This is a genomic window from Luteibacter jiangsuensis (assembly GCF_011742555.1).
Classification (GTDB): domain Bacteria; phylum Pseudomonadota; class Gammaproteobacteria; order Xanthomonadales; family Rhodanobacteraceae; genus Luteibacter; species Luteibacter jiangsuensis.
The window spans coordinates 219636-239773 of record NZ_JAAQQR010000002.1; the positions used below are offsets into that span (position 1 = coordinate 219636).

Here is a 20138-nt window from a genome sequence, read left to right on the forward strand (position 1 = left end):
CTCACATGGAAACCCGCGCGCACCACATCCTGATCGGGCTGTTCACGGTACTCGTCGTGCTCTTCGGTCTCGGCTTCGGCGTATGGCTGGCCAAGGCGCATTCCGACCAGGAATGGAACTACTACGACGTAGTCTTCAACGAGGCCGTGACCGGCCTCTCGCGAGGCGGTGCCGTGCAGTACAACGGCATTCATCTCGGCGACGTGATGCAGCTTCGCCTCGACCCGGAAGACCCACGGCGTGTGCTGGCCCGCATCCGTGTCGCCGGCGACACGCCACTGCGGCGGGACACGCATGCGAAGCTTGCCCTCACGGGCGTGACCGGCGTCGCGATCATCCAGTTGTCGGGTGGCTCGCCGGGCAGTCCGCTGCTCGTGGGGCACAACGGCGAGGTGCCGATCATCGTGGCGGACCCCTCCCCGCTCTCGCGCATTCTCTCGAACGGCGAAGACCTCATCACCAACATCAATCAGGCGGCGGCGCGAGCGAGCCAGTTGCTGTCCAACGAGAACGTGCACGCCATCGAACGAACGCTCGACCACCTCGACAAGACCACGGGCGTCATTGCCGACGAGCGGGAGGACATCCGGGCCCTGATCGGCCAGCTGGCCACGGCGACGAAAGAGGCCAATGCGACGCTGGCCGAAAGTCGCGCCCTGGTGCAGAACGCCAACGGCCTCGTGGAAGGCCAGGGCAAGGCCACACTGGAAAGCGCCCAGCGCGCCATGGCATCCCTGGAACATTCGATGGCCACGATCGACCGCCTGCTCAACGACAACAACGATGCGCTCAACGGCGGCGCCGCCAGCCTGGGACAACTCGGCCCCGCCCTGCACGAACTGCGCGACACGCTGGGTTCGCTGCGTTCCATCACCCGGCGCCTCGACGAGAATCCGAGCGGCTATCTGTTCGGTCGCGAGAACACCAAGGAGTTCACCCCATGAGCCGTGCCCGTCTCGCCGTTCCGCTTCTATTCGCATGGCTCACGGCGTGCTCCATCCTGCCTAAGGCCGAGACCCCGCGCATCTATACGCTGCCGTCGGCGCCGGGCGCCAGGCCGGCCGCGGCGCAGCCGGTGAGCTGGGCGCTGCGCGTCGCCTCGCCGAACGCGCCCCGCGTCCTGGAGAACTCGCGCATCGCGGTGGTGCCGGAAGCCAATACGGTGACCGTCTATGCCGGGGCGCGCTGGTCGGACACGGTACCGAAACTCTTCCGCAATCGGCTGACCGACGGATTCCGCGACACCGGAAAGGTGCCGGCGCTCAGCACCGACGACAGCGACCTCGCCGCCGATGTCGAACTCGGCGGGTCGCTGGGCGCATTCCAGACCGAGTACACGGGCGGTAAACCCGACGTGGTCGTGCGCTTCGACGCGGTGCTGGCCGACACGCACAAGCATCGCATCCTGGGCAGTCGCCGCTTCGAGGTTCGGGAACCCGTGGACGGCAAGGAAGTGCCGCAGGTGGTAGAAGCGTTCGGACGCGCCATGGACAAGGTGACCCATGAGGTTGTGGACTGGACCTTGCAGACTGCGCCGGCGAAGTGATGAAACCGCGACCCTGTGGGAGCCGCTTCAGCGGCGATCCCGCGGCAGCGGGCACGCTGGCGCGAGCACCCAATCGCCGCTGAAGCGGCTCCCACAGAAGCGCCAGCGCCGGACCTTCAGCTCTTTATCGAGCGAAACGTGAGGTTGATGCGCGGGCCAACGACGCGCTTCCGCGCCGGCAACTCATGCTTGTAGAGACGCTGCGTGGCGCCGGCCATGCGCAGCAGGCTACCGTGCGTCAGCTCGATGGCGACCGGCTCGCCGCCCGACTTCGCACGGAAACGGAAGGTTCTCTCCGCACCGAGGCTCACCGACGCGATCACGGGCGCCGGGCCGAGTTCCGGCTCGTCGTCGCTATGCCAGCCCATGCGGTCGCTACCGTCCCTGTACAGGTTGGCGAGCACACTGTTGAACGCGACGCCGCAAGCGTCCGAGGCGCGCTCACGCAGCGCCTGCAACACCGGCGGCCACGTATGGGGAGCGAAACGCGTGCCGGAATAGCGGTAAGTGGCGTCGGCGTCGCCGATCCAGGCGCTCAACCGTGGCGAGTCCACCACGCGGCCGAACATCCTTATCCGATGCACTTCCCAGGGCAGCGACTCCTGTAGCGCCAGCAACAGGCGGTCGGCCTCGACGGGAGCCAGCCAATGCGGCGCGAACGTCACGTCGGCGCCGGGCAGGTCGATCCGGCGCGCGTCGAGGTTCAGGCGGGCTCCACGGGATAGGCCGGTTCGGCGTCCAGCGACGAAGCGCACACCCCGGCAAGTTCGAGCAGGCGAAGGTCGGAGCCACGCGCACCGACCAGTTGCAAGCCGATCGGCATGCCGTTGGGCAACGTGCCCATCGGAATACTGACCGCCGGGCATCCGGCGAGACTGGCGAATCCGCAAAGGTCCGCCTGCGACGACGGCACGGGCCCGTCCAGAGGAAAGGCCCCTTGCGGCGTGGTCGGCAGCACCAGGACATCCACCTGCGCGAAGAGGCGCCGCATCTTCAGGGTCGCCGCGTCCAGCACGAGGTCGGCGGCGGCATAGTCGGCCGCGGATTTCTTCGCCGCGAAGTCCACCATGTCGCGGAAGCCCGCCGATACGGGATAGGCCTCGTCCGCAAGCTCGGTGGCGAAGGTGTTGAGCATCTCCGCTTCCATGAGCAGAAGGCCGGCACGGCGGGTGCGTGCGAAATCCCAGTCGGAGAAGTCCACGGTACGCCGTTCGCCCAGTTCGCCCTGCAACTTCGCCAGCGCGGCCTCGAACACGTCGATGACGTCTTTCTCCACACCGACCGCCGCGAGATCGGGCAGGAACCCCGCGCGCAGGTTGCCGGGCTCCCAATCGGGCGGCGAGAAGGCGACACGCCGGCGGCGCGAGCGCGCGTCGTCGGCGTCATAGCCTGCCAGGGTTTGCAAGAGCACCGTGAGATCGTCGACGCCACGCGCGAGGAGGCCCACGGCGTCGAGCCGGCGCGCCGCGGGAACGAGGCCACGCGCGGAGATCTCGCCATGCGTCGGCTTCAGTGCGTAAACGCCGCAGTAGCTGGCGGGGACGCGGATCGAGCCCAGCGTGTCCGACCCGATCGCGGCCACTGCCATGCCGGCGGCCACGGCTGCGGCCGCGCCGCCCGACGAACCGCCCGCTGTATAGCCGAGACGGTGCGGATTGTGCGTTGCGCCATGGAAGGGGTTGTTGGTCGTGAGACCGAGCGCGCCCTCGTCCATGTTCGTCTTGCCCAGCAGCACGGCGCCGGATGCCCGCAGGCGGGCCACCGCGTGCGCATCCTCGCCTGGCACGACCGTGCGGCGGCGCATACCCGCGCGCGTCGGCACACCGGCCACGTCGAAATTGTCCTTGATGGCGAGCGGCAGGCCATCCAGGCGACCGATCACCCCGTCGCGCCGACGACGATCCGCCGCCAGGGCCTGCTCCTGGATCAGCGAGACGCTGAAGTCGACATACGCGTTGAGGCGGGGGTTCAGGCGCTCGATGGCGTCCTGGTACACGTCGGAAAGAGCCTGGGGCTGGACCCGTCCTATGGCAAGCCAGTGCAGTATCTGCAACAGGGTGGCGCGGCGCATGTCGTTATCGGCGACCGGCGGCATCGTATTCATGAACTCTCCTTGCGCTTGGGAGGATTATGAACGCGAGATGTGAAGATCATGCAACCCCAGCCGTTTGAAACGGCTTATTTGCCCGAATACCGGCGAAACCGGACAATACCGGGTTGATTCCGCAGCCAGCCAACCGAGTGAGCCAGCCATGAGCGAACGCGAAACCATGGAATACGACCTCGTCGTCGTCGGGGCAGGCCCCGCCGGCCTCGCGTTCGCCATCCGCACGAAGCAGCTCAACCCGGACGTGTCGGTCTGCGTGATCGAGAAGGCCTCCACGATCGGTGCGCAGATCCTTTCCGGCGCGGTGATCGAACCGGGCCCGCTGGACCGTCTGCTGCCCGAATGGCGCAAGGCGCCGCCCCCGGTGTGCGTGCCGGTGACCAAGGACGAATTCTGGTTCCTGTCGGGCCCCGAGGCGGGCACGAAGAGTCCCGTCACCCCGCCGCAGATGAACAACCACGGCAACTTCATCGTGAGCCTCGGTGCCCTGTGCGCCTGGCTGGCACCCCAGGCCGAGGCGCTGGGCGTGGACGTGTTCCCGGGCTACGCCGCCGCCGAGGCGCTGATCGACGACAACGGCGCGGTGGCCGGCGTGCGCATCGGCGACATGGGCATCGCTCGCGACGGCTCGCACAAGCCCGGCTACACGGAAGGCATCGACATCCGGGCGAAGGTCACCGTGCTCTCCGAAGGCTGCCGCGGCCATATCAGCAAGGCGCTCGTCAAGAAGTTCGACCTCGACGCGAACAGCGATCCGCAGACCTACGGCATCGGCCTCAAGGAACTCTGGCAACTGCCGCCGGGACGCGGCACGCCGGGCAAGGTGGTGCACACCGTGGGCTGGCCCCTGCCCAGCGACGTGTACGGCGGCAGTTTCCTGTATCACCTCGACAACGATCGCGTGGCGGTCGGCTTCGTCGTCGGCCTGGACTACCCGGACCCGAACTTCTCCCCATTCGAAGCCTTCCAGCAGTTCAAGCACCACCCGAACGTGAAGGGCCTGCTCGAAGGCGGCAGCATCGTGTCCGCCGGCTCGCGCGCCATCATCGAAGGCGGCTACCAGTCGCTGCCAAAGGTGGAAATGCCTGGAGCCATCCTCATCGGCGACGCGGCCGGGCTGGTCAACGTGCCGAAGATCAAGGGCACGCACCAGGCCATCGCCTCGGGCATGCTCGCCGCCGAGCACCTCATGGCGACGCAATTCGATCCGTCTGGCTGGGACGCCAAACTGCGCGCCTCGGCGATCATGAGCGAGCTGAAGAAGGTGCGGAACATCCGCCCCGGCTTCGCCAAGGGCCTGTGGCGCGGCCTTGCCAACGCCGCGTGGGAAACGCTCACCGTCGGCCGTTCGCCGTGGACGCTGAAGAACCACGCCGACTGGTCGTCGCTCGTCAAGCTCGACAAGTACGAGGCACCGAAGAAGGACTATGTCGAGCGTACCCTTGCGCCGCGCGACCGACTCGCCAGCGTGTACTTCGCCGCCACCGAACACGACGAAGACCAGCCGGTGCACCTGAAGGTGGCCGACACGAACATCTGCATCGAACGCTGCACTGTGGAGTACGGCAATCCCTGCCAGCGCTTCTGCCCGGCAGGCGTCTACGAGATCGTGCAGGACGACGCCGGGCGCCGGTTGCAGATCAACTCGGCCAACTGCGTGCACTGCAAGACGTGCGATATCAAGGATCCGTACCAGATCATCACCTGGGTGACGCCCGAGGGTGGGTCTGGGCCGAATTATCAGAGTCTCTGATGGACATCGGTTGGAAGCTTCGGCGGATCCGGCACCTGGTTCGCCGACTGAAGGGCAGCATCGCGATGCGCGGCTGGCGTGGAACCTTACGCCGTATTGGTCGACCTCGCGCAGTCGTTGAATCGGTCCAGGGCGAGGTCTTCGTCCAGCGTCCCGCCCCTGGCCACCCTCCGCGCCGAATTCTCGTTATCGAAAGCATGACACCGGATCCGTCGCGCGATTCCGGTTCGGTTCGCCTGTGCCGAATCTTCGCGTTACTGAACGCCGACGGATGGGAGATCGACTTTCTTGCGGACGACGGCGACAGCTCCTCCGCCGATGCCGTTCGCCTCGGCGCCCTTGGCGTGAGGATCGTGCGCGAGCAGCCCCTGCAATGGCTAAGGCGTGAAGGCGTGGCGCTCCACGCCGTCATGCTATGCCGCCTTCCGGTCGCGGACCAATATATCGACGTGGTCAGGCGCCATGCGCCGCACGCCCGCGTTGTCTTCGACACCGTCGACCTGCACTTCATACGGGAACGCCGTGCCGCCGAATTGATGGGTGCCCCCGCCATGATGCGGCGCGCGATACGCCTGCGCACCCATGAACTCGCCATGGTCGGACGCTGCGACACCACGTTGGTGGTGAGCATGGATGAGCGAAACGTCCTCCAGCAAGAGGCGCCTCGCGCGCATGTCGAACTGGTCAGCAACATCCACGACGTGCATGCGCCAGCACGCGGCTTCCATGGCCGCAGCGGACTGTTGTTTGTAGGCGGCTTCGGCCATCCTCCCAACGAGGATGGCGTGCGCTGGTTTGTGGAAAAAATCCTTCCAGGTGTACGCACGGTGGCACCTGACACAACATTGCACCTGGTCGGCGATATCGACGAGCATTCGCGAAAGGGCATCGAGGGCGAAGGTATCGAGATTCACGGACGCCTGGCCGACATCGCTCCTCTTTTCGGGCAGGTGCTGATCTCGGTGGCACCGCTGCGCTTCGGCGCGGGGGTGAAAGGCAAGGTCAATCAGGCCATGAGCTTCGGGGTTCCCGTGGTGCTGACAAACGTCGCCGCCGAGGGCATGCACCTGAAGGACGGCGTGGACGCATTGATCGCCGACACGCCGGAGGCTTTCATCGCGGCGATCCTCCGACTGAGCCATGACGAAACGTTGTGGGCCCGAATCTCCGACGCGAGCATGGAAAACGTCCGCCTGCACTTCTCCGTCGACATCGCGCGGGACGCCTTGCGCCGCGCTCTGGATGCCGGGAAATGAAGCACATCACCCGCATGTTGCTGCGGCGCATGATGGCGATCATGGCGCGACATCCGCGATTGAAGCGCGGACTGGTCGACCTCGTCTATCGCCTGCCGTGGGTCGACATGCGCCTGCGGCAACTGGCCGCCCGCAGCGCTCACGACAGAGCCCTGCTCGATCTCGATATCAAGCGAATGCCGGAGGGCAGCCGCCGCAGTCTCGAGCGGATGAAGGCAAGGATGCGACAGTGAAGATCCATATCGACATGCAGGGGCTCCAGACAGAGAGCCGTCACCGGGGCATCGGCCGCTACACGCGCGCCACGACCGTGGAATTCCTGCATGCCATCCAAGGACGGCACGACGCACGATTGCTCTTCAACGCCGCCCTGGGCGGCATTGACGAGGCCGTTGTCGACTTCGCCGAAAAGAACCTGCATCCGCCACGGACCCTGTTCGGGCCGTTGCGCGGAACATCGTTCGACAACCCGGGCAACGACGCGCGGCGCGAAGCCGCGGAACGGGTCTACAGTCATGCCCTAGATATCGGAGGCGCCGATGTCGTCTGGCTCACCAGCCTGATCGAAGGTTACAAAGACGATGCGGTCATGCCGAGCGACCTGCCCCGGCAGCTGACCGTCGCAACGCTGTACGACGTGATCCCACTAGGTTCCGGGGGCGATCTTGGCCAGTCCCGCGCGCGCGAGTGGTACATGCGAAGGATCGACATGCTTCGGCGCTGCGATCTGTTGCTCGCGATTTCCTCCTGGGTGCGCGACGACGCGATCCAGAGGTTGGGACTGGACGAAAGCCGCATCGTGACCATCGGTGCCGGAGTCGACGCAAGGTTTCGGCCAGCGTCGGAGGGAGACCTTGATGCCCGGCTCCTTCATCGAATGGGTATCGACCGTCCTTTCCTGCTTTACAGCGGCGGCACCGACAAGCGAAAGAACGTGGAAGCGCTCTTCCCCGCCTTCTCGGCGCTGCCGAAAGCGCTACGGGACAAGCATCAGTTGGTCGTGGTCGGACGCCTCGACGCGCCGACGCGACAACGCCTGGAGCGCGCCGCTCGCGTCGCGGGACTCGATGACGGCGAAACCGTCTTCCCCGGCCATGTGCCCGACGACGAGTTGATCCGCCTATACCAGGCATGTGCGCTCTTCGTGTTTCCTTCCGCGCAGGAAGGTTTCGGCCTGCCTCCCCTGGAGGCCATGGCATGCGGCGCGCCGGTCATCGTCAACAATGCCACCAGCCTGCCGGAGGTCGTGAATGACCCGTCGGCGATGTTCGATGCCTCGGAACCCTCGTCGATCACCACGGCGATACGCAGCGTGCTGGAAGACCCCAACCGCGCCATCGCCCTGAGGGATGCCGGTGTCCGGCGCGCACGCGAGTTCAGCTGGCCCCGCGTCGCGGCGCGTGCCGTCGACGCCATGGAAGCGGCATGGGCTACGTTCACCCGCCCCCGAAACGCGCCTGCGCCGAACTATTCTCCTGCCGCCGCCCCCGTTGACGGTGCCAGTGCCCAGATCCCTATTTACCTCATGGATGACGACAACGTCGCTGAGCTCATGCCGGCGCTACGCGCATGGCCGGGGCTGGCCGAGTGGCAAGGTCCATTTCCAACGACCGCTGTGCCGGAACTCGAGCGCTATCGCGCCGGCGGCTGGAAGGCGGTTCTCGATCCTTACGCCGTCGACTGGCCACGTGTCCTCGCGCACGAATCGGTGGCCGTGCGCCAGGTGGAAGCACGACAGGACCACGAGGCACGGCGTCGATGGATCGGGGACAATGCATCGCACCCCCTCGTTCGCCAGCGCATGGTCGAGGACGACATCGCCGCGCACATCGCGCACCGGCTCGACGAAGATGACCTTGCACGAGTCGCGGATGCCCTTGACCGCCTGCGGCCCAGCGGCAGCGCGCGGTGGCTGGTCGATGTCACGCACGTCGCCAGCGCCGACCTCGGCACGGGCATCCAGCGGGTGGTCCGCTCGGTCCTCAAACGTTGGCTTACCGCGCCCCCCGCGGGCATACGTATCGAGCCCGTCGCCTTCCGCGATGGCCTGTATCAACATGCCCACGGTTATGCAGCGGCATTGCTCAAGATACCGGTGCCCCCCGGTTTGGTCGAAGACACCGTCGCGATAACGGGCAACGAGACATTCATTGGCCTGGATTGGGCCATGGAAAGTCTGCCGGCTAGCGCGGACCTGTTACACGCCTGGAGGCGCACCGGCGTGGGGATGCACTTCATCGTTCACGACCTGCTCCCGATCACGCTTCCAGAGGCGTTCCATCCCCAGACGCGCGAAGCGTTCGATCGGTGGTTACGCCTGTCGACGGACCTCGCCGATGGCTTGCACTGCGTTTCACGCAGCACGGCGGATGAGCTGGCGACATGGATGCGAATGGAACGACGGAGCAGGACTCCCGCGACATCGACGTTCCCTCTCGGGGTCGAAGTGCCTTCGGCACTCGAGTCCGCCCGGCTGGACCCGACCACCGATAAAGCTCTCGCGACACGGCCTTCTTTCCTCATGGTCGGCACCATCGAACCACGAAAAGGCCACGAACAGGCACTGGACGCCTTCGAACTGCTATGGGAATCGAACGCCGATGTGGTCCTCGTCATTGTCGGGAAGCGGGGCTGGATGGTCGGCGAGCTTATCCAGCGCCTTGAACAACATGGGGAAAGGGGGCGACGGCTCTTCTGGTTCGAAGGGTGTTCCGATGCCGCGCTGGACGCGCTCTACCGTGCGAGCACCGCGCTCCTGGTGACTTCGCTGGGCGAGGGCTTTGGCCTTCCCGTCGTCGAGGCCGCGCAGCGAGGCAAACCGGTCATAGCCCGGTCACTCAAGGTCTTTCGCGAGATCGCTGGCGACTACCCGTCGTACTTCGATGGCACGTCGCCCGCCGTGCTCGCCACCTACCTCGCCCGCTGGCTCGCCGAACGCCCCCTGCATGCCCCCCGCAGCGATTGGCCGACGTGGGACGATGCGGCGTCCGTACTTGCCGAGCGGATTGGTGAAGTATCGACGCGGTAAAGGTTAGCCCTCAGCGGGGTAAGATCTCGATGGTCGACAGCGAGACACCCAGCACACGACTATCCGAGTTCATATCCAGCATGGCGGGTGAGGCCGCCTGCGGCACATCCACCTGTATAAAGGCCACCTCACGCCCCGTCGGTAGCGTGACGGCCATTGTATGGATGGAAGTATCTGTGATGGTCGCGCTGACCGAGGCATTGGGGTCGCCTGCTGACAGCGCCACCGTTACGGGCCGATTCGCACTGGCAGCGAACGCCGCAAGTCCCAGATGCACCACGCACGAGGTCTCTTGGCACGATGGTGAGATTGGGATCAGCAATCGGGCGTGCGCTCCCGACCAGCGGTTGCCCGGTTCACGAGCATGCCATCCTCGAACGAGGATCCGGTCTGCCGCATCGGGGGTCTCGATCACATTCAGGGGCAGCGAAACACCTTCCAAGGTGCGCGCCCAAGCCCTCTGACGCCCGGCTTCGCTTTGGTATTCAGGACGAAGTGCGACGACCGCAAAGAACGCTTCCTCCTTAACCGAGAGCACGGGGTCGCCACGCAACATCTCGACAGCAGGTGAATATGCCTCGCGAATCTTCTGGGGACACCAGAAATCGGTGCGCGACTCGAACAAGGCCAGTGTCCCTGCCGAATACCCTTTCGCCTCTTCGGGACAGGGCCATACGTGAGCGGCATAAAGACTGTTGAAGTAAGGAATCACGATCGCGTCGGCATCTTGCTCGAGGAGAACACCTCGGATAGCGCTTGCGTCGTCAGGGGCGAGCCGATTCATAACGAACTGGCTCATGCTGTCGGGCCACGCTGGCCGGGCAATTTCGACCTGTTTATCTCCGCCGACGTTGTATGACACGACGTGCAGTTTTGGGCTGAGGTAATTAGCCATCACGTCGTTGTTGTACGGCATGAACAGCACGCGCGAGCCCGGTCGCAGGTGCCGGCCGAGCGGCTCGGCCAATTCGCGGTCGATGTTGCCGAAGTCTCGCCGGAACGTACGGTAATCGCCCCACTGTGCCCCCAGGTGCGGAGCGACCGCGACAACAAGCGCGATGTAGCCGGCGTTCCATGCGAACGAGCCTCTAGAGCGGGCCGCACGCAAAGCGATGAGCCCCCACATACCGAGAAGGAAGAGACCCTCCCAACGATACGACGCGCGCATGATCCTGAACCCGGGGACGTGCTCGGATAACAAGGCACTTCCGGTAGGGTATATTCCCGGCGTCGCAGTCATGCTTCGTTCGACTACTCCAGCAGGTTTCACCGCATCGACCTTCAGCGACGGACCAAGAGCCATATACAAGCCGAAGGCCGCAATGGCCAACAGAAGCCATGCACGACGATCGGTTCCACGGAGGGAAGCAACACACGCCAGACCGACGATAACCAAGGGGAGCGCGAAGGTGGTGGTCCAGACCGAAGCGTCGCCGTAAAAGATGGCTTCGCTACGGCTGGTCGTCCAATGCAGGGCATCCCATAGCCACAATTCGCCACTGGAAGGCTTAACGAGGAAAGTCAGGTCCAGGCCCCATCCTCTGAACACGTCCAGCGGCGCGGGGTCGAATGCCGAACGCCCGACGAAACGCGTGTAAAGGACATATGCACCGCCGAAACCCATGATGCAGACCGGCAGCGCAAATGTCAGGGCACGCCGCCGCGATAACGGATCTGCGAGCTTGTATAGCCACGTGATTCCGGCGGCAACGGCGAACATCATGAATGTGTATCCGTCCATGAATAACGCGAGGACGCATGCGGCGCAGAAAAGTCCGCCGGTCACCAGATTGCGAGGCCATGGACGACTGCCGTTCGGGACGAAGAGCGACAGCGTCAGGAACAAGTACGCCGGCAGCAAAGCCATGCCCAAGGCCAGCGACGAATAGCCTTGATGAGCCCAGATGATGGGCAGACTCATCCAGGCGCCGGCAGCCAGCGCCGCCGTGACAGATCGCAAACCGTAGAAAACTGCAAGCGACCACGCCCCGGCGAATCCAGCCGCAAGCCAACAGGCGACTGCCGCGGAGTAAGCATCCGGCCCTGCAAGACCGAGACGAAGGAATAGCCCGGCGACCCAGGCCAGCGGAAGGCCGGTCGCCAGGGACGTAGGGACAGGATAGCCAAACGATCGCGCATGCAGCGAGTACCAGTGCTGATCTGCGAATGCCTGTGCGTATCCAAGCATGGACGCTGCCTGGCCGAGTGTAGGCGTAGCAAAGCCAGGAACGGCGCCATTGACAGCCAGCGCCCAGCCTAGACTGGCGAGGATGGCCACAGCTACCCATACCCGCGACATCGCCTGATTATTCATTGATGTCCCCTTGGCCTCGATAATCCATGCGCGCCTGCATGTATCTCCATGCCCAGCCGGTCGCAAATGCCAGTGCATCGGCCACCGTGGTGGCCAAGCGCAACGTGATGCCAAGTGCGATGGCGGCAGACTCCCCGTACAACGGCGTGAACAGCACCAGGAGCACCGACTCCCTGACCCCTATCCCCGCCGGCGCGCCAGGCAACAAATAGCCCGCCAGCCAGGCAAGGGCGAAGAACCCACTTACCTCCAAAAGTGGTACGGCGGGCGCGCCAAAATACACCTGCGACTGCATGCGCAATATCAAGCCCATGCAGCCGTAGCTGCAGACGTAAAGGATCGACACGCGCAAGGCTGCGGCCATGCCAGGAGGCCGCAGCTCGCTGCCTCCGAAAAACCGCCCGACGAAATCGGGAAAAATCCGCTTCAGAAGCGTGACACCTGCCCAGGGAGCCGTGATCACGGCCGCAAAACATACGAGCAGCCCGGCGCCGTCGAACCATCGCGGGAATGTCGAGATGTGGCCGCCAAGGAAGAGAAAGAGTGAAAGCGCTGAAATGCCGAGCGCCGTGCCGACACTCCAGAGCACCTCGGTGAGCATCGTCGCCAAAGTGATGGGAACAGGTATGCCGATGTCCCTGGCGAGAACGACCCTTCCCACGAATTGTCCGATATTCCCAGGGATGTACTTCCCGAACTGAGACACCAGAAACAGCGCCTGCACCTTTGCAAAGGGGCGGCGTACCCGTTGATCGTTCAAAAGCACCTGCCAGACCGATCCCGCGAGCAAGATCGCAGCCAGCGCCAGCAACACCGAGGCTATGGATACTCCGATACTAGCCGGGCTCCAGGCGACGTGCGGCAACCCGGATGAGTTGACAACAAGCCGCTGCACAAAGAAGCCGATGGCAACGACGGCAACAAGCCCTCCTGCCACCCGCCTTAAGACATGGCGAGCGAGCCCCTTCACGTCATTTGCCTTGACGTGGCGGCATATGCTTCCAGGGTGCGTTCTGCCACCACTGACCAGCTATAGCGGGATGCGATCGTTGCTTGCGCGTTCTGAATAAATGACCTTCTTTTCTCCATCGGCCACGATATCAACTCCGCTATCTTGGCAGCCCAGGCTGTTGCATCGCCTGCAGGAAGCAGATAGCCAGTTACTCCGTCGACCACAGCATCGACGATGCCTTCGATGCCACTCGCCAACAGAATGCCTCCGTCGGCACCTGCCTCGACTGCGGTAAGGCCGAATCCTTCGACATCCGTACCGCCGGAAGGAATGTTCGGCATGACCACCGCGATCGCCTCCCGCCGAAGCGTGCGTAGTTCTGCGGCGGTTACGACATTGCGGTAATCGACTCTTGGAGCCGCGCCGAGCAGGGCGATCTCGCTCTCATCCCACGCCTTGCCGACAACGACCATGCGCACCGATGCAGGCAACCGTGGCAAAACCTCCGTGGCAAACCAGGCGGCCCCTTTACGCCTGACCAAACGGCCGACGAACAACACAAACGGACGTGCCGGGGAATCAACGGGCGGGCAAAGCGTGGGTGGGTCGACACCCAGCGTCACCACGGTGACATTGCAAAATCCCGCTCTCTCGCAAAGCATCGCTGTCTGGCGCGAGATGGCGATCACATGCGCATTCTTGCCGATCATACGAACGCCGAGCGCAAGGTAATGCCGGTACAGCCACGGGAGCAGCCCTTTCCGGTACCCGTAGACAAGGTCCAGCCCGTAGGCGGTAATGACAGTACGTGGAGCCGCGCCTACCACGCGGGCGAACCACTCAAGCGGCCATAACACGAGATCACCGACGTGTACAACATCAGCTCGGCGTCTCGCAAGAAACCGCATCGAACCCAGTAAGAACAGAGCTAGCCGAAACGGGACGGGAGGCCTGCCGTCGATCCGGCCGGGCAATACATGGGTCTCCAGTGCACAACGCGCCTCCAACTGTGTGGCGAGCTTCACCGCATAGGTTTCCATGCCACCGATGGCAGGGGGCCACTTGCGCGTGATGAACAGGACTCGCTGCATCGGGCAACCTGCATGTGAAAGGGTCATTACAATTTGTTGTCACGATGGATTATAAACAGCTTTGTCTACGTAGCTCCCGATGGCAAGGGATAGCCCACGACGGGGCGGGGAGAAAAGAACGTGAAGCTGATCATCCAGGTCCCTTGTTTTAACGAAGCTGACACGCTGGGCATCGCGCTGACCGAGTTGCCGCGCGAAGTTCCCGGCTTCGATTCCGTGGAATGGTTGATCATCGACGATGGATCCGCCGACGACACCGCAGCGGTAGCTCGCCGCCATGGCGCGGACCATGTCATTCGTCACCAGGTAAACCGCGGCCTGGCGGAAGCCTTCATGTCAGGCATCGATGCCTGCCTGCGGCTCGGTGCTGACGTCATCGTCAACACCGATGCCGACAACCAATACCATGCCGGCGATATCCCCGCGCTGATAGCCCCGTTACTTGCAGGCGAAGCCGAAATCGTGATCGGCGCGCGACCGATTGCCGAGACCGAACATTTCTCCTGGCTGAAGAAGAGGCTCCAGCACCTGGGGAGCTGGGCCGTCCGCATGGCCAGTCAAACGCAGGTAGCCGATGCGCCCAGCGGATTCCGGGCAATGTCTCGGGAAGCCGCTATGCGTTTGCACGTATTCAACGGATACACCTACACGCTGGAAACGATCATCCAGGCGGGGCAAAGCAACATGCGGGTCATCTCCGTCCCGGTTCGTACAAACGCGGACCTGCGTCCGTCCCGATTGGTCAAGAGCATCTCCAGCTACGTCAAGCGCTCACTACTCACGATTCTGCGCATGTTCGTCGTTTACCGGCCACTCGCTTTCTTCGCGTGGCTGGGCGGTTTGTTTTTTGCCGCAGGCCTGGTCGCCGGTTTTCGCTTCCTGTTTTTCTACATGAGCGGAGCGGGGGCCGGCCATGTCCAGTCGGTGATCTTCAGCGCGCTGTGCATCATCGTCGGCCTCATGCTCACCATGATCGGCCTGGTCGGCGACCTGATCGCCACAAACCGGAAGCTCCTTGAGCGGATCGACGTCCGTCTGCAGCGTATTGAGCGCGAACGGTCCCCGCCGGACGCCCCCCGAGGGCACCCAGGGGCCTCGCAACGCCCACGAGCCACTTTCACGCCGTAGTTGCGGCAGCGCAGGATTCTTCGAGCGGGGGCCACGGTATACTCCATGGTTCGCATACCCGCCGTCCGGGTGGGTCGGTGCGTCCGAATGCCTGCTAAAGGGACACTAAATGAAGATTCTGGTCGGCTATAAGCGCGTCGTGGACTACAACGTCCGGATTCAGGTCAAGCCCGACGGCAGCGGCGTCGTCACGGACGGCGTGAAGCTCTCCGCCAATCCCTTCGACGACATCGCCCTCGAGGAGGCCTTACGTCTGCGCGAGAAGGGCCTGGCCGAGGAAGTGGTCATTGTGGGTATCGGTCCCGCCGACCTCACGGCCCACCTGCGCAATGGTTTGGCCATGGGCGCCAACCGGGCCATTCATGTCCAGACGACCGATGCCGTCTCGCCGTTGGCAGCAGCCCGTACGTTCCTGAAGCTGATCGAGAAAGAGCAGCCGAGCCTCGTGATCCTGGGCAAGCAGGCCATCGACGACGACGCGAATCAGACTGGCCAAATGCTGGCTGCCTTGTGGGATCGCCCGCAGGCCACCTTCGCGAGCAAGGTCGAAATCGCCGGCGGGAAAGTCACGGTCACCCGGGAGGTAGACGCCGGGCTGGAAACCATTGAGGCCGAGCTCCCCGCAGTCATCACCACCGACCTTCGCCTCAATGAACCGCGCTTCATCAAGCTACCGGACATCATGAAGGCCAAGTCCAAGCCGATCGACGTGATCGAACTGGGCTCGCTGGGGGTCGAAGTAGCAGACCACATCAAGACCACTCACTACGCTGCCCCGCCCAAGCGGAGCAAGGGGGTGATGGTGAAGGACGCGGCCGAGCTCGTCGCGGCCCTCAAGCAGAAGGGTCTGCTGTAAGGCAGCCGACCGGAGAATCGACATGACCAAGATCCTCGTTATCGCCGAACACCTCGACGGGAAGCTCAATGGCGCCACGGCGCGCGCCGTCAGCGCCGCTGTCGCCACCACGCCGGAATCCATTGACGTCATCGTGCTTTCCGATGCGCCTGAGGCCATCGCTGCCGAAGCCGCCAAGATCGAAGGCGTGAGCAAAGTGCTGACCGTGGCCCGTGCCGAGAACGCGCACGGCCTGGCTGCCGTGCTCGCGCCGCAGATCGCCAAGGCCGCTGCCGGCTATTCTCACGTGTTCGCCCCCTCGACCACTTTCGGCAAGGACCTTGCCCCGAGGGTGGCCGCCCTGCTCGGTGTGTCCCAGGTCAGCGACGTGATGAGCGTGGAAGGCTCGCATACCTTCAAGCGCCCGATCTACGCCGGCAATGCCATCGTCACCGTCGAAGTTGATGCGGCCTCCACCGTCGTCGCCACGATCCGCACGGCGTCCTGGCCGGCGGCGGCTTCGACGAACAGCTCCGCGTCGGTGGAAGCGCTGACCCTGGATGTCACCCTGCCCTCGCACACGCGCTTCGTGGACCTGCAGCAGGGCAAGAGCGACCGGCCCGACCTGCAGGGTGCCGCAAAGGTCGTCAGCGGCGGCCGTGGCGTGGGCTCGAAGGAAAACTTCGAGATCATCTACAAGTTCGCCGACAAGATTGGCGCTGGTGTGGGCGCCTCGCGCGCCGCTGTCGACGCAGGGTACTGCCCTAACGAGATGCAGGTCGGCCAGACCGGAAAGATCATTGCGCCGGAGCTTTATATGGCCATCGGTATCTCAGGTGCGATCCAGCATCTGACCGGTATCAAGGACGCCGGCACTATCGTCGCGATCAACAAGGATGGCGAAGCGCCGATCTTTGAAATTGCCGACATCGGCCTGGTCGGGGACCTCTTCAAGATCCTGCCCGAACTGGAAGCCGCCATCGGCCAGTGACGGCAGGCGGCATTGAGGGGAACGGGGCAAACGGGACGCCAGACCGTCTCGCTTGCCCCGGATCGACGTCTCCATCGACACCATTGGAACGGTACAGGCGTTCCGATTCTCGGTTTGACAAGGACACGGGTAACAATGCAAGCCACCGAACTTCTTGCCTTTGAGGCCGCTCTCCGTAACAAGCGCGTTTTCGTGACGGGCCACACGGGCTTCACCGGGAGCTGGGCTTGCTCGTGGCTGGCACAGATCGGCGCCGAGATCTGCGGTTTCTCACTTGCTCCGGAGACGTCCCCAAACCTGTGGGAAGAACTGGCCCTCCAGGGCAGCGTGCGGTCGATCATTGGCGACATCTGCGACCGCGAGGCCCTGGACGCGGCCATCCTTACGTTCGCCCCGCAGGTGATCCTTCACCTTGCCGCACAGCCGTTGGTCCGCCGTAGTTATCGCGACCCCCATGAAACGTTCAACACGAACGTCATGGGCACGCTCAACGTGCTGGAGGCTGCGCGCCGTGTTCCCGGCCTCGAAGCCATTGTCTGCGTCACCACGGACAAGGTGTACGAGAACAGGGAATGGCCGTGGCCCTATCGCGAGAACGATGCTCTCGGCGGGAAGGATCCGTACAGCGCATCCAAATCCGCCACTGAAATGGTGATTCAGAGCTATCAGTATGCGTTTCAGACGGCCGACGGCCGCGCTCTCCCGATCGCCACAGCGCGGGGCGGCAACATCATCGGCGGGGGCGACTGGTCGGAAGACCGACTTGTTCCCGATTTCGTGAGGGCCGTGGCGAACGGATCGGCGATCACCTTGCGCTATCCCGACGCAACGCGCCCCTGGCAACACGTGCTTGCCCTCGTCCAGGGCTATCTCATGCTTGCGGCAAAGCTTATCGATTCGCCGAAAGCCGCGGCTCGCAGCTGGAACCTGGGACCTGCCGACGGGCGCGCCTTGACAGTGCGCGCCGTTCTGGAAAGTCTCTCGAAAACCTGGGCTCGACCGAATCTCGAGTATCTGGACAACCCCGCGAAGGAGGCCCAGCTTCTGGCGCTCGACAGCACCCTTGCGCGAGACGTGCTTGGCTGGACGCCCGCCTGGGACGTCGAGGAGACCATCGAACACACCGCTGCGTGGTACCGCGACTTTTACGCGGGCAAGGGAGCGTCGGCAATTACGGCAGCTCAGATTTCTGCCTGGCGCGACGCATTGCTTGAACGTGAAAACCGCCCTGCATGACTCGCATCCTACTGACTGGCGGATCCGGATTTATCGGGAGCAGATTCCTTTCGCATCTCGCGGCCGCGAATATCGACGTGGTTTCGATCGGACGGGGCGCGCGAAGCAATAGCTGTGCAACGACCACCGATCACCGCGTCGTCTCGCGACTTACTGCGGACGAGGTGAAGCAAGCGGTTGGAGAAACGCCCATCGACGCAGTCGTCCATCTGGCCGCCGCGGGCGTGAATCCGTGGGACCGAGACGTTGGCAATCTGCGCATGATCAACGGGTTGTTGCCGAGTGAACTCGTCGAGTTGGCACACGCCTGGGGAGCCAGGGGTTTCATCATGTCCGGGAGCAATTCGGAGTACGCCCGTTTCGACGGCGACCGCATCGAAGAAAGCGCTCCGCTCGAGGCGACGAAGCTATATGGTGCAACAAAGGCCGCGGGCGGGCTCATGGCGCTCGCGACCGGCACGGCTTTGGGATTGCCCAGCGCAAATCTGCGCCTTTTCAACGTTTACGGTCCCGGTGAGGCTCCGCATCGCCTGCTTCCATCGCTCAGCAAGGCGCTTCTCCGCGGCGAAGACGCCCCCCTGTCGCAAGGCCAGCAGGTTCGCGACTTCATCCACGTCGACGACGCTTGCTCGGCGCTCATGGCATCGCTTTCCGGAGTGATGAACGGCACTCTTCCCACTGGCCATTACAACGTGTGTACCGGTGAAGGCACGAGCGTACGCAACTTCGCCCTGGCCGTGGCGGATGCCCTGAATGCCGCCCCTTCGCTGCTTCGCTTCGGCATGATCCCCATGCGCCCCGACGACCAAGCCCGAGTCGTCGGAGATCCATCCGCATTCAAATCGCATACCGGATGGCGGCCGCGATTGTCCCTTGCCGAGGGCATCGCTGAAACGCTGTCCGCCCCCCATCGTGCCGAACATGCCGGACCGCCATGACCTCACTTCCGCTTATATCGATAGCCATTCCGGTTTATAACGAGGAAGGGAACATCGCGGCCCTGTACAGCCGGCTCAACGCACTTTCCGTCTCATTGGCGGACGAATGCCGGCTGGAGTTCGTATTCAGCGACAACAGTTCGACCGATGCGACGTGGAGCATGCTCGAATCCCTGGCGGCGGCCGACGAGCGCGTCAGAGCCATTCGATTTTCGAAGAATTTCGGCTTCCAGCGCTCCATCATGGCGAACTATCTGCACACGCGCGGCGATGCAGTTCTTCAGATCGACGCAGACTTGCAGGACCCACCCGAGCTATTGAAGGAATTCCTCGCACTCTGGAAGCAGGGCTATCATGTCGTATACGGCGTGCGCAGGTCGCGCCCGGAAGGTAAGGTGATCCATACATTCCGAAAGGTCGGTTACTGGATCATCGACCGCATCAGCGAACACCCCATTCCACGCAATGCCGGCGACTTCCGGCTTGTCGACCGCAAGGTCATCCAGGCGCTGGAAAAACAACGTTCGGCTGAGCCATATCTTCGCGGCCTCATCGCCGGCATGGGGTTCCGGCAAATCGGCGTGACCTATGACCGCTCCGCGCGCGTCGCCGGCTCGAGCAAATTCGGCGTGGCGCAGTTGATGCGATTGGGCCTCACAGGCGTATTCAATCATTCGCTGGTGCCGCTCCGTCTTGCAACCGTGGCCGGCATCGTCATCCTGTCGCTGTCCGCGCTCGGCACGGTGTATTACCTGGTACTGAAGCTGCTTTTCCCGGATTTTCCGCGAGGTCTGGCGAGTCTGCACATCCTCATTCTTTTCGGAATCGGCTTCCAGTCATTGCTGCTCGGCATCCTGGGAGAGTATCTGCTACGCATATACCGGATTCTCCGCAGAGAGCCCATTGCCATCGTCCAGGATTCGCTGAATCTGGATTCCGACGAAATCAAACTTTGAGTAGCCA

General features: G+C 63.7%; 16 protein-coding genes. 11 read left to right on the forward strand and 5 right to left on the reverse strand.

The features are described from left to right. The first annotated feature begins 5 nt into the window (after positions 1-5). Both HBF26_RS04630 and HBF26_RS04635 read left to right on the forward strand, forming a co-directional pair. Positions 6-944, forward strand: a complete 939-nt coding sequence (locus tag HBF26_RS04630) for an MlaD family protein (protein ID WP_167123568.1) — start codon at positions 6-8, stop codon at positions 942-944. Beyond that, on the forward strand, positions 941-1546 hold the full coding sequence (locus HBF26_RS04635) for an ABC-type transport auxiliary lipoprotein family protein (RefSeq protein ID WP_167123570.1): 606 nt from the start codon (positions 941-943) through the stop codon (positions 1544-1546). Before HBF26_RS04630 ends, HBF26_RS04635 begins: the two co-directional genes overlap by 4 nt. A 116-nt stretch (positions 1547-1662) precedes the next feature. Here HBF26_RS04635 and HBF26_RS04640 read toward each other — a convergent pair whose 3' ends face one another. Together HBF26_RS04640 and HBF26_RS04645 are read right to left on the reverse strand one after the other, a co-directional pair. Beyond that, on the reverse strand, positions 1663-2211 hold the full coding sequence (locus HBF26_RS04640; RefSeq protein ID WP_338039628.1) for an alpha-ketoglutarate-dependent dioxygenase AlkB family protein: 549 nt from the start codon (positions 2209-2211) through the stop codon (positions 1663-1665). A 38-nt stretch (positions 2212-2249) separates the two neighbouring features. After that, positions 2250-3650: an amidase gene (locus HBF26_RS04645; RefSeq protein ID WP_167123572.1), complete on the reverse strand. Its 1401-nt coding sequence runs from the start codon at positions 3648-3650 to the stop codon at positions 2250-2252. 148 nt (positions 3651-3798) lie between these two features. On the opposite strand from HBF26_RS04645, the gene HBF26_RS04650 reads away from it, so the two are divergent. The 3 genes from HBF26_RS04650 to HBF26_RS04660 all read left to right on the forward strand — a co-directional run bounded on the left by HBF26_RS04650 (position 3799) and on the right by HBF26_RS04660 (position 9690). Then, on the forward strand, positions 3799-5406 hold the full coding sequence (locus HBF26_RS04650; RefSeq protein WP_167123574.1) for an electron transfer flavoprotein-ubiquinone oxidoreductase: 1608 nt from the start codon (positions 3799-3801) through the stop codon (positions 5404-5406). 197 nt (positions 5407-5603) lie between these two features. Next, positions 5604-6662: a glycosyltransferase gene (locus HBF26_RS04655; protein WP_167123576.1), complete on the forward strand. Its 1059-nt coding sequence runs from the start codon at positions 5604-5606 to the stop codon at positions 6660-6662. After that, positions 6649-9690 (forward strand): glycosyltransferase family 4 protein, encoded by a 3042-nt coding sequence (locus tag HBF26_RS04660; RefSeq protein ID WP_167123578.1) that lies wholly within the window; start codon positions 6649-6651, stop codon positions 9688-9690. Before HBF26_RS04655 ends, HBF26_RS04660 begins: the two co-directional genes overlap by 14 nt. A 10-nt stretch (positions 9691-9700) precedes the next feature. On the opposite strand, the gene HBF26_RS04665 is transcribed toward HBF26_RS04660, so the two are convergent. Genes HBF26_RS04665 through HBF26_RS04675 form a run of 3 tightly spaced genes read right to left on the reverse strand, consistent with a single transcriptional unit; the run spans position 9701 to position 14047 of the window. Continuing rightward, positions 9701-12004, reverse strand: coding sequence for a hypothetical protein (locus HBF26_RS04665; protein ID WP_167123580.1), 2304 nt, complete (start codon positions 12002-12004; stop codon positions 9701-9703). Beyond that, the gene (locus HBF26_RS04670; protein ID WP_167123583.1) at positions 11997-12974 is read right to left on the reverse strand and encodes a lysylphosphatidylglycerol synthase domain-containing protein; all 978 of its coding nucleotides are present in this window, start codon (positions 12972-12974) and stop codon (positions 11997-11999) included. The genes HBF26_RS04665 and HBF26_RS04670 overlap by 8 nt, the downstream gene beginning before the upstream one ends. Beyond that, entirely contained in the window at positions 12971-14047 is a 1077-nt protein-coding gene (locus HBF26_RS04675) for a glycosyltransferase family 4 protein (RefSeq protein WP_167123585.1), read from the reverse strand. The genes HBF26_RS04670 and HBF26_RS04675 overlap by 4 nt, the downstream gene beginning before the upstream one ends. Before the next feature lie 120 nt (positions 14048-14167). Here HBF26_RS04675 and HBF26_RS04680 point away from each other — a divergent pair, with 120 nt between their 5' ends. From HBF26_RS04680 to HBF26_RS04705, 6 genes are all read left to right on the forward strand, one after another. Next, positions 14168-15175, forward strand: a complete 1008-nt coding sequence (locus HBF26_RS04680) for a glycosyltransferase (protein ID WP_167123587.1) — start codon at positions 14168-14170, stop codon at positions 15173-15175. Positions 15176-15284: 109 nt separating this feature from the next. Next, positions 15285-16031: an electron transfer flavoprotein subunit beta/FixA family protein gene (locus HBF26_RS04685; protein WP_167123589.1), complete on the forward strand. Its 747-nt coding sequence runs from the start codon at positions 15285-15287 to the stop codon at positions 16029-16031. 22 nt (positions 16032-16053) lie between these two features. Further along, entirely contained in the window at positions 16054-17001 is a 948-nt protein-coding gene (locus tag HBF26_RS04690; RefSeq protein ID WP_167123591.1) for an electron transfer flavoprotein subunit alpha/FixB family protein, read from the forward strand. 135 nt (positions 17002-17136) lie between these two features. Then, positions 17137-18237, forward strand: a complete 1101-nt coding sequence (gene rfbG, locus HBF26_RS04695) for a CDP-glucose 4,6-dehydratase (protein ID WP_167123593.1) — start codon at positions 17137-17139, stop codon at positions 18235-18237. Further along, positions 18234-19175 carry an NAD-dependent epimerase/dehydratase family protein gene (locus HBF26_RS04700; RefSeq protein WP_167123595.1) on the forward strand — a complete coding sequence of 314 codons (942 nt, stop codon included), beginning with the start codon at positions 18234-18236 and terminating at the stop codon, positions 19173-19175. Before rfbG ends, HBF26_RS04700 begins: the two co-directional genes overlap by 4 nt. Next, a complete protein-coding gene (locus HBF26_RS04705) occupies positions 19172-20131 on the forward strand; it encodes a glycosyltransferase family 2 protein (RefSeq protein ID WP_167123598.1) in 960 nt (319 codons plus the stop codon). The genes HBF26_RS04700 and HBF26_RS04705 overlap by 4 nt, the downstream gene beginning before the upstream one ends. Positions 20132-20138 lie beyond the last annotated feature (7 nt).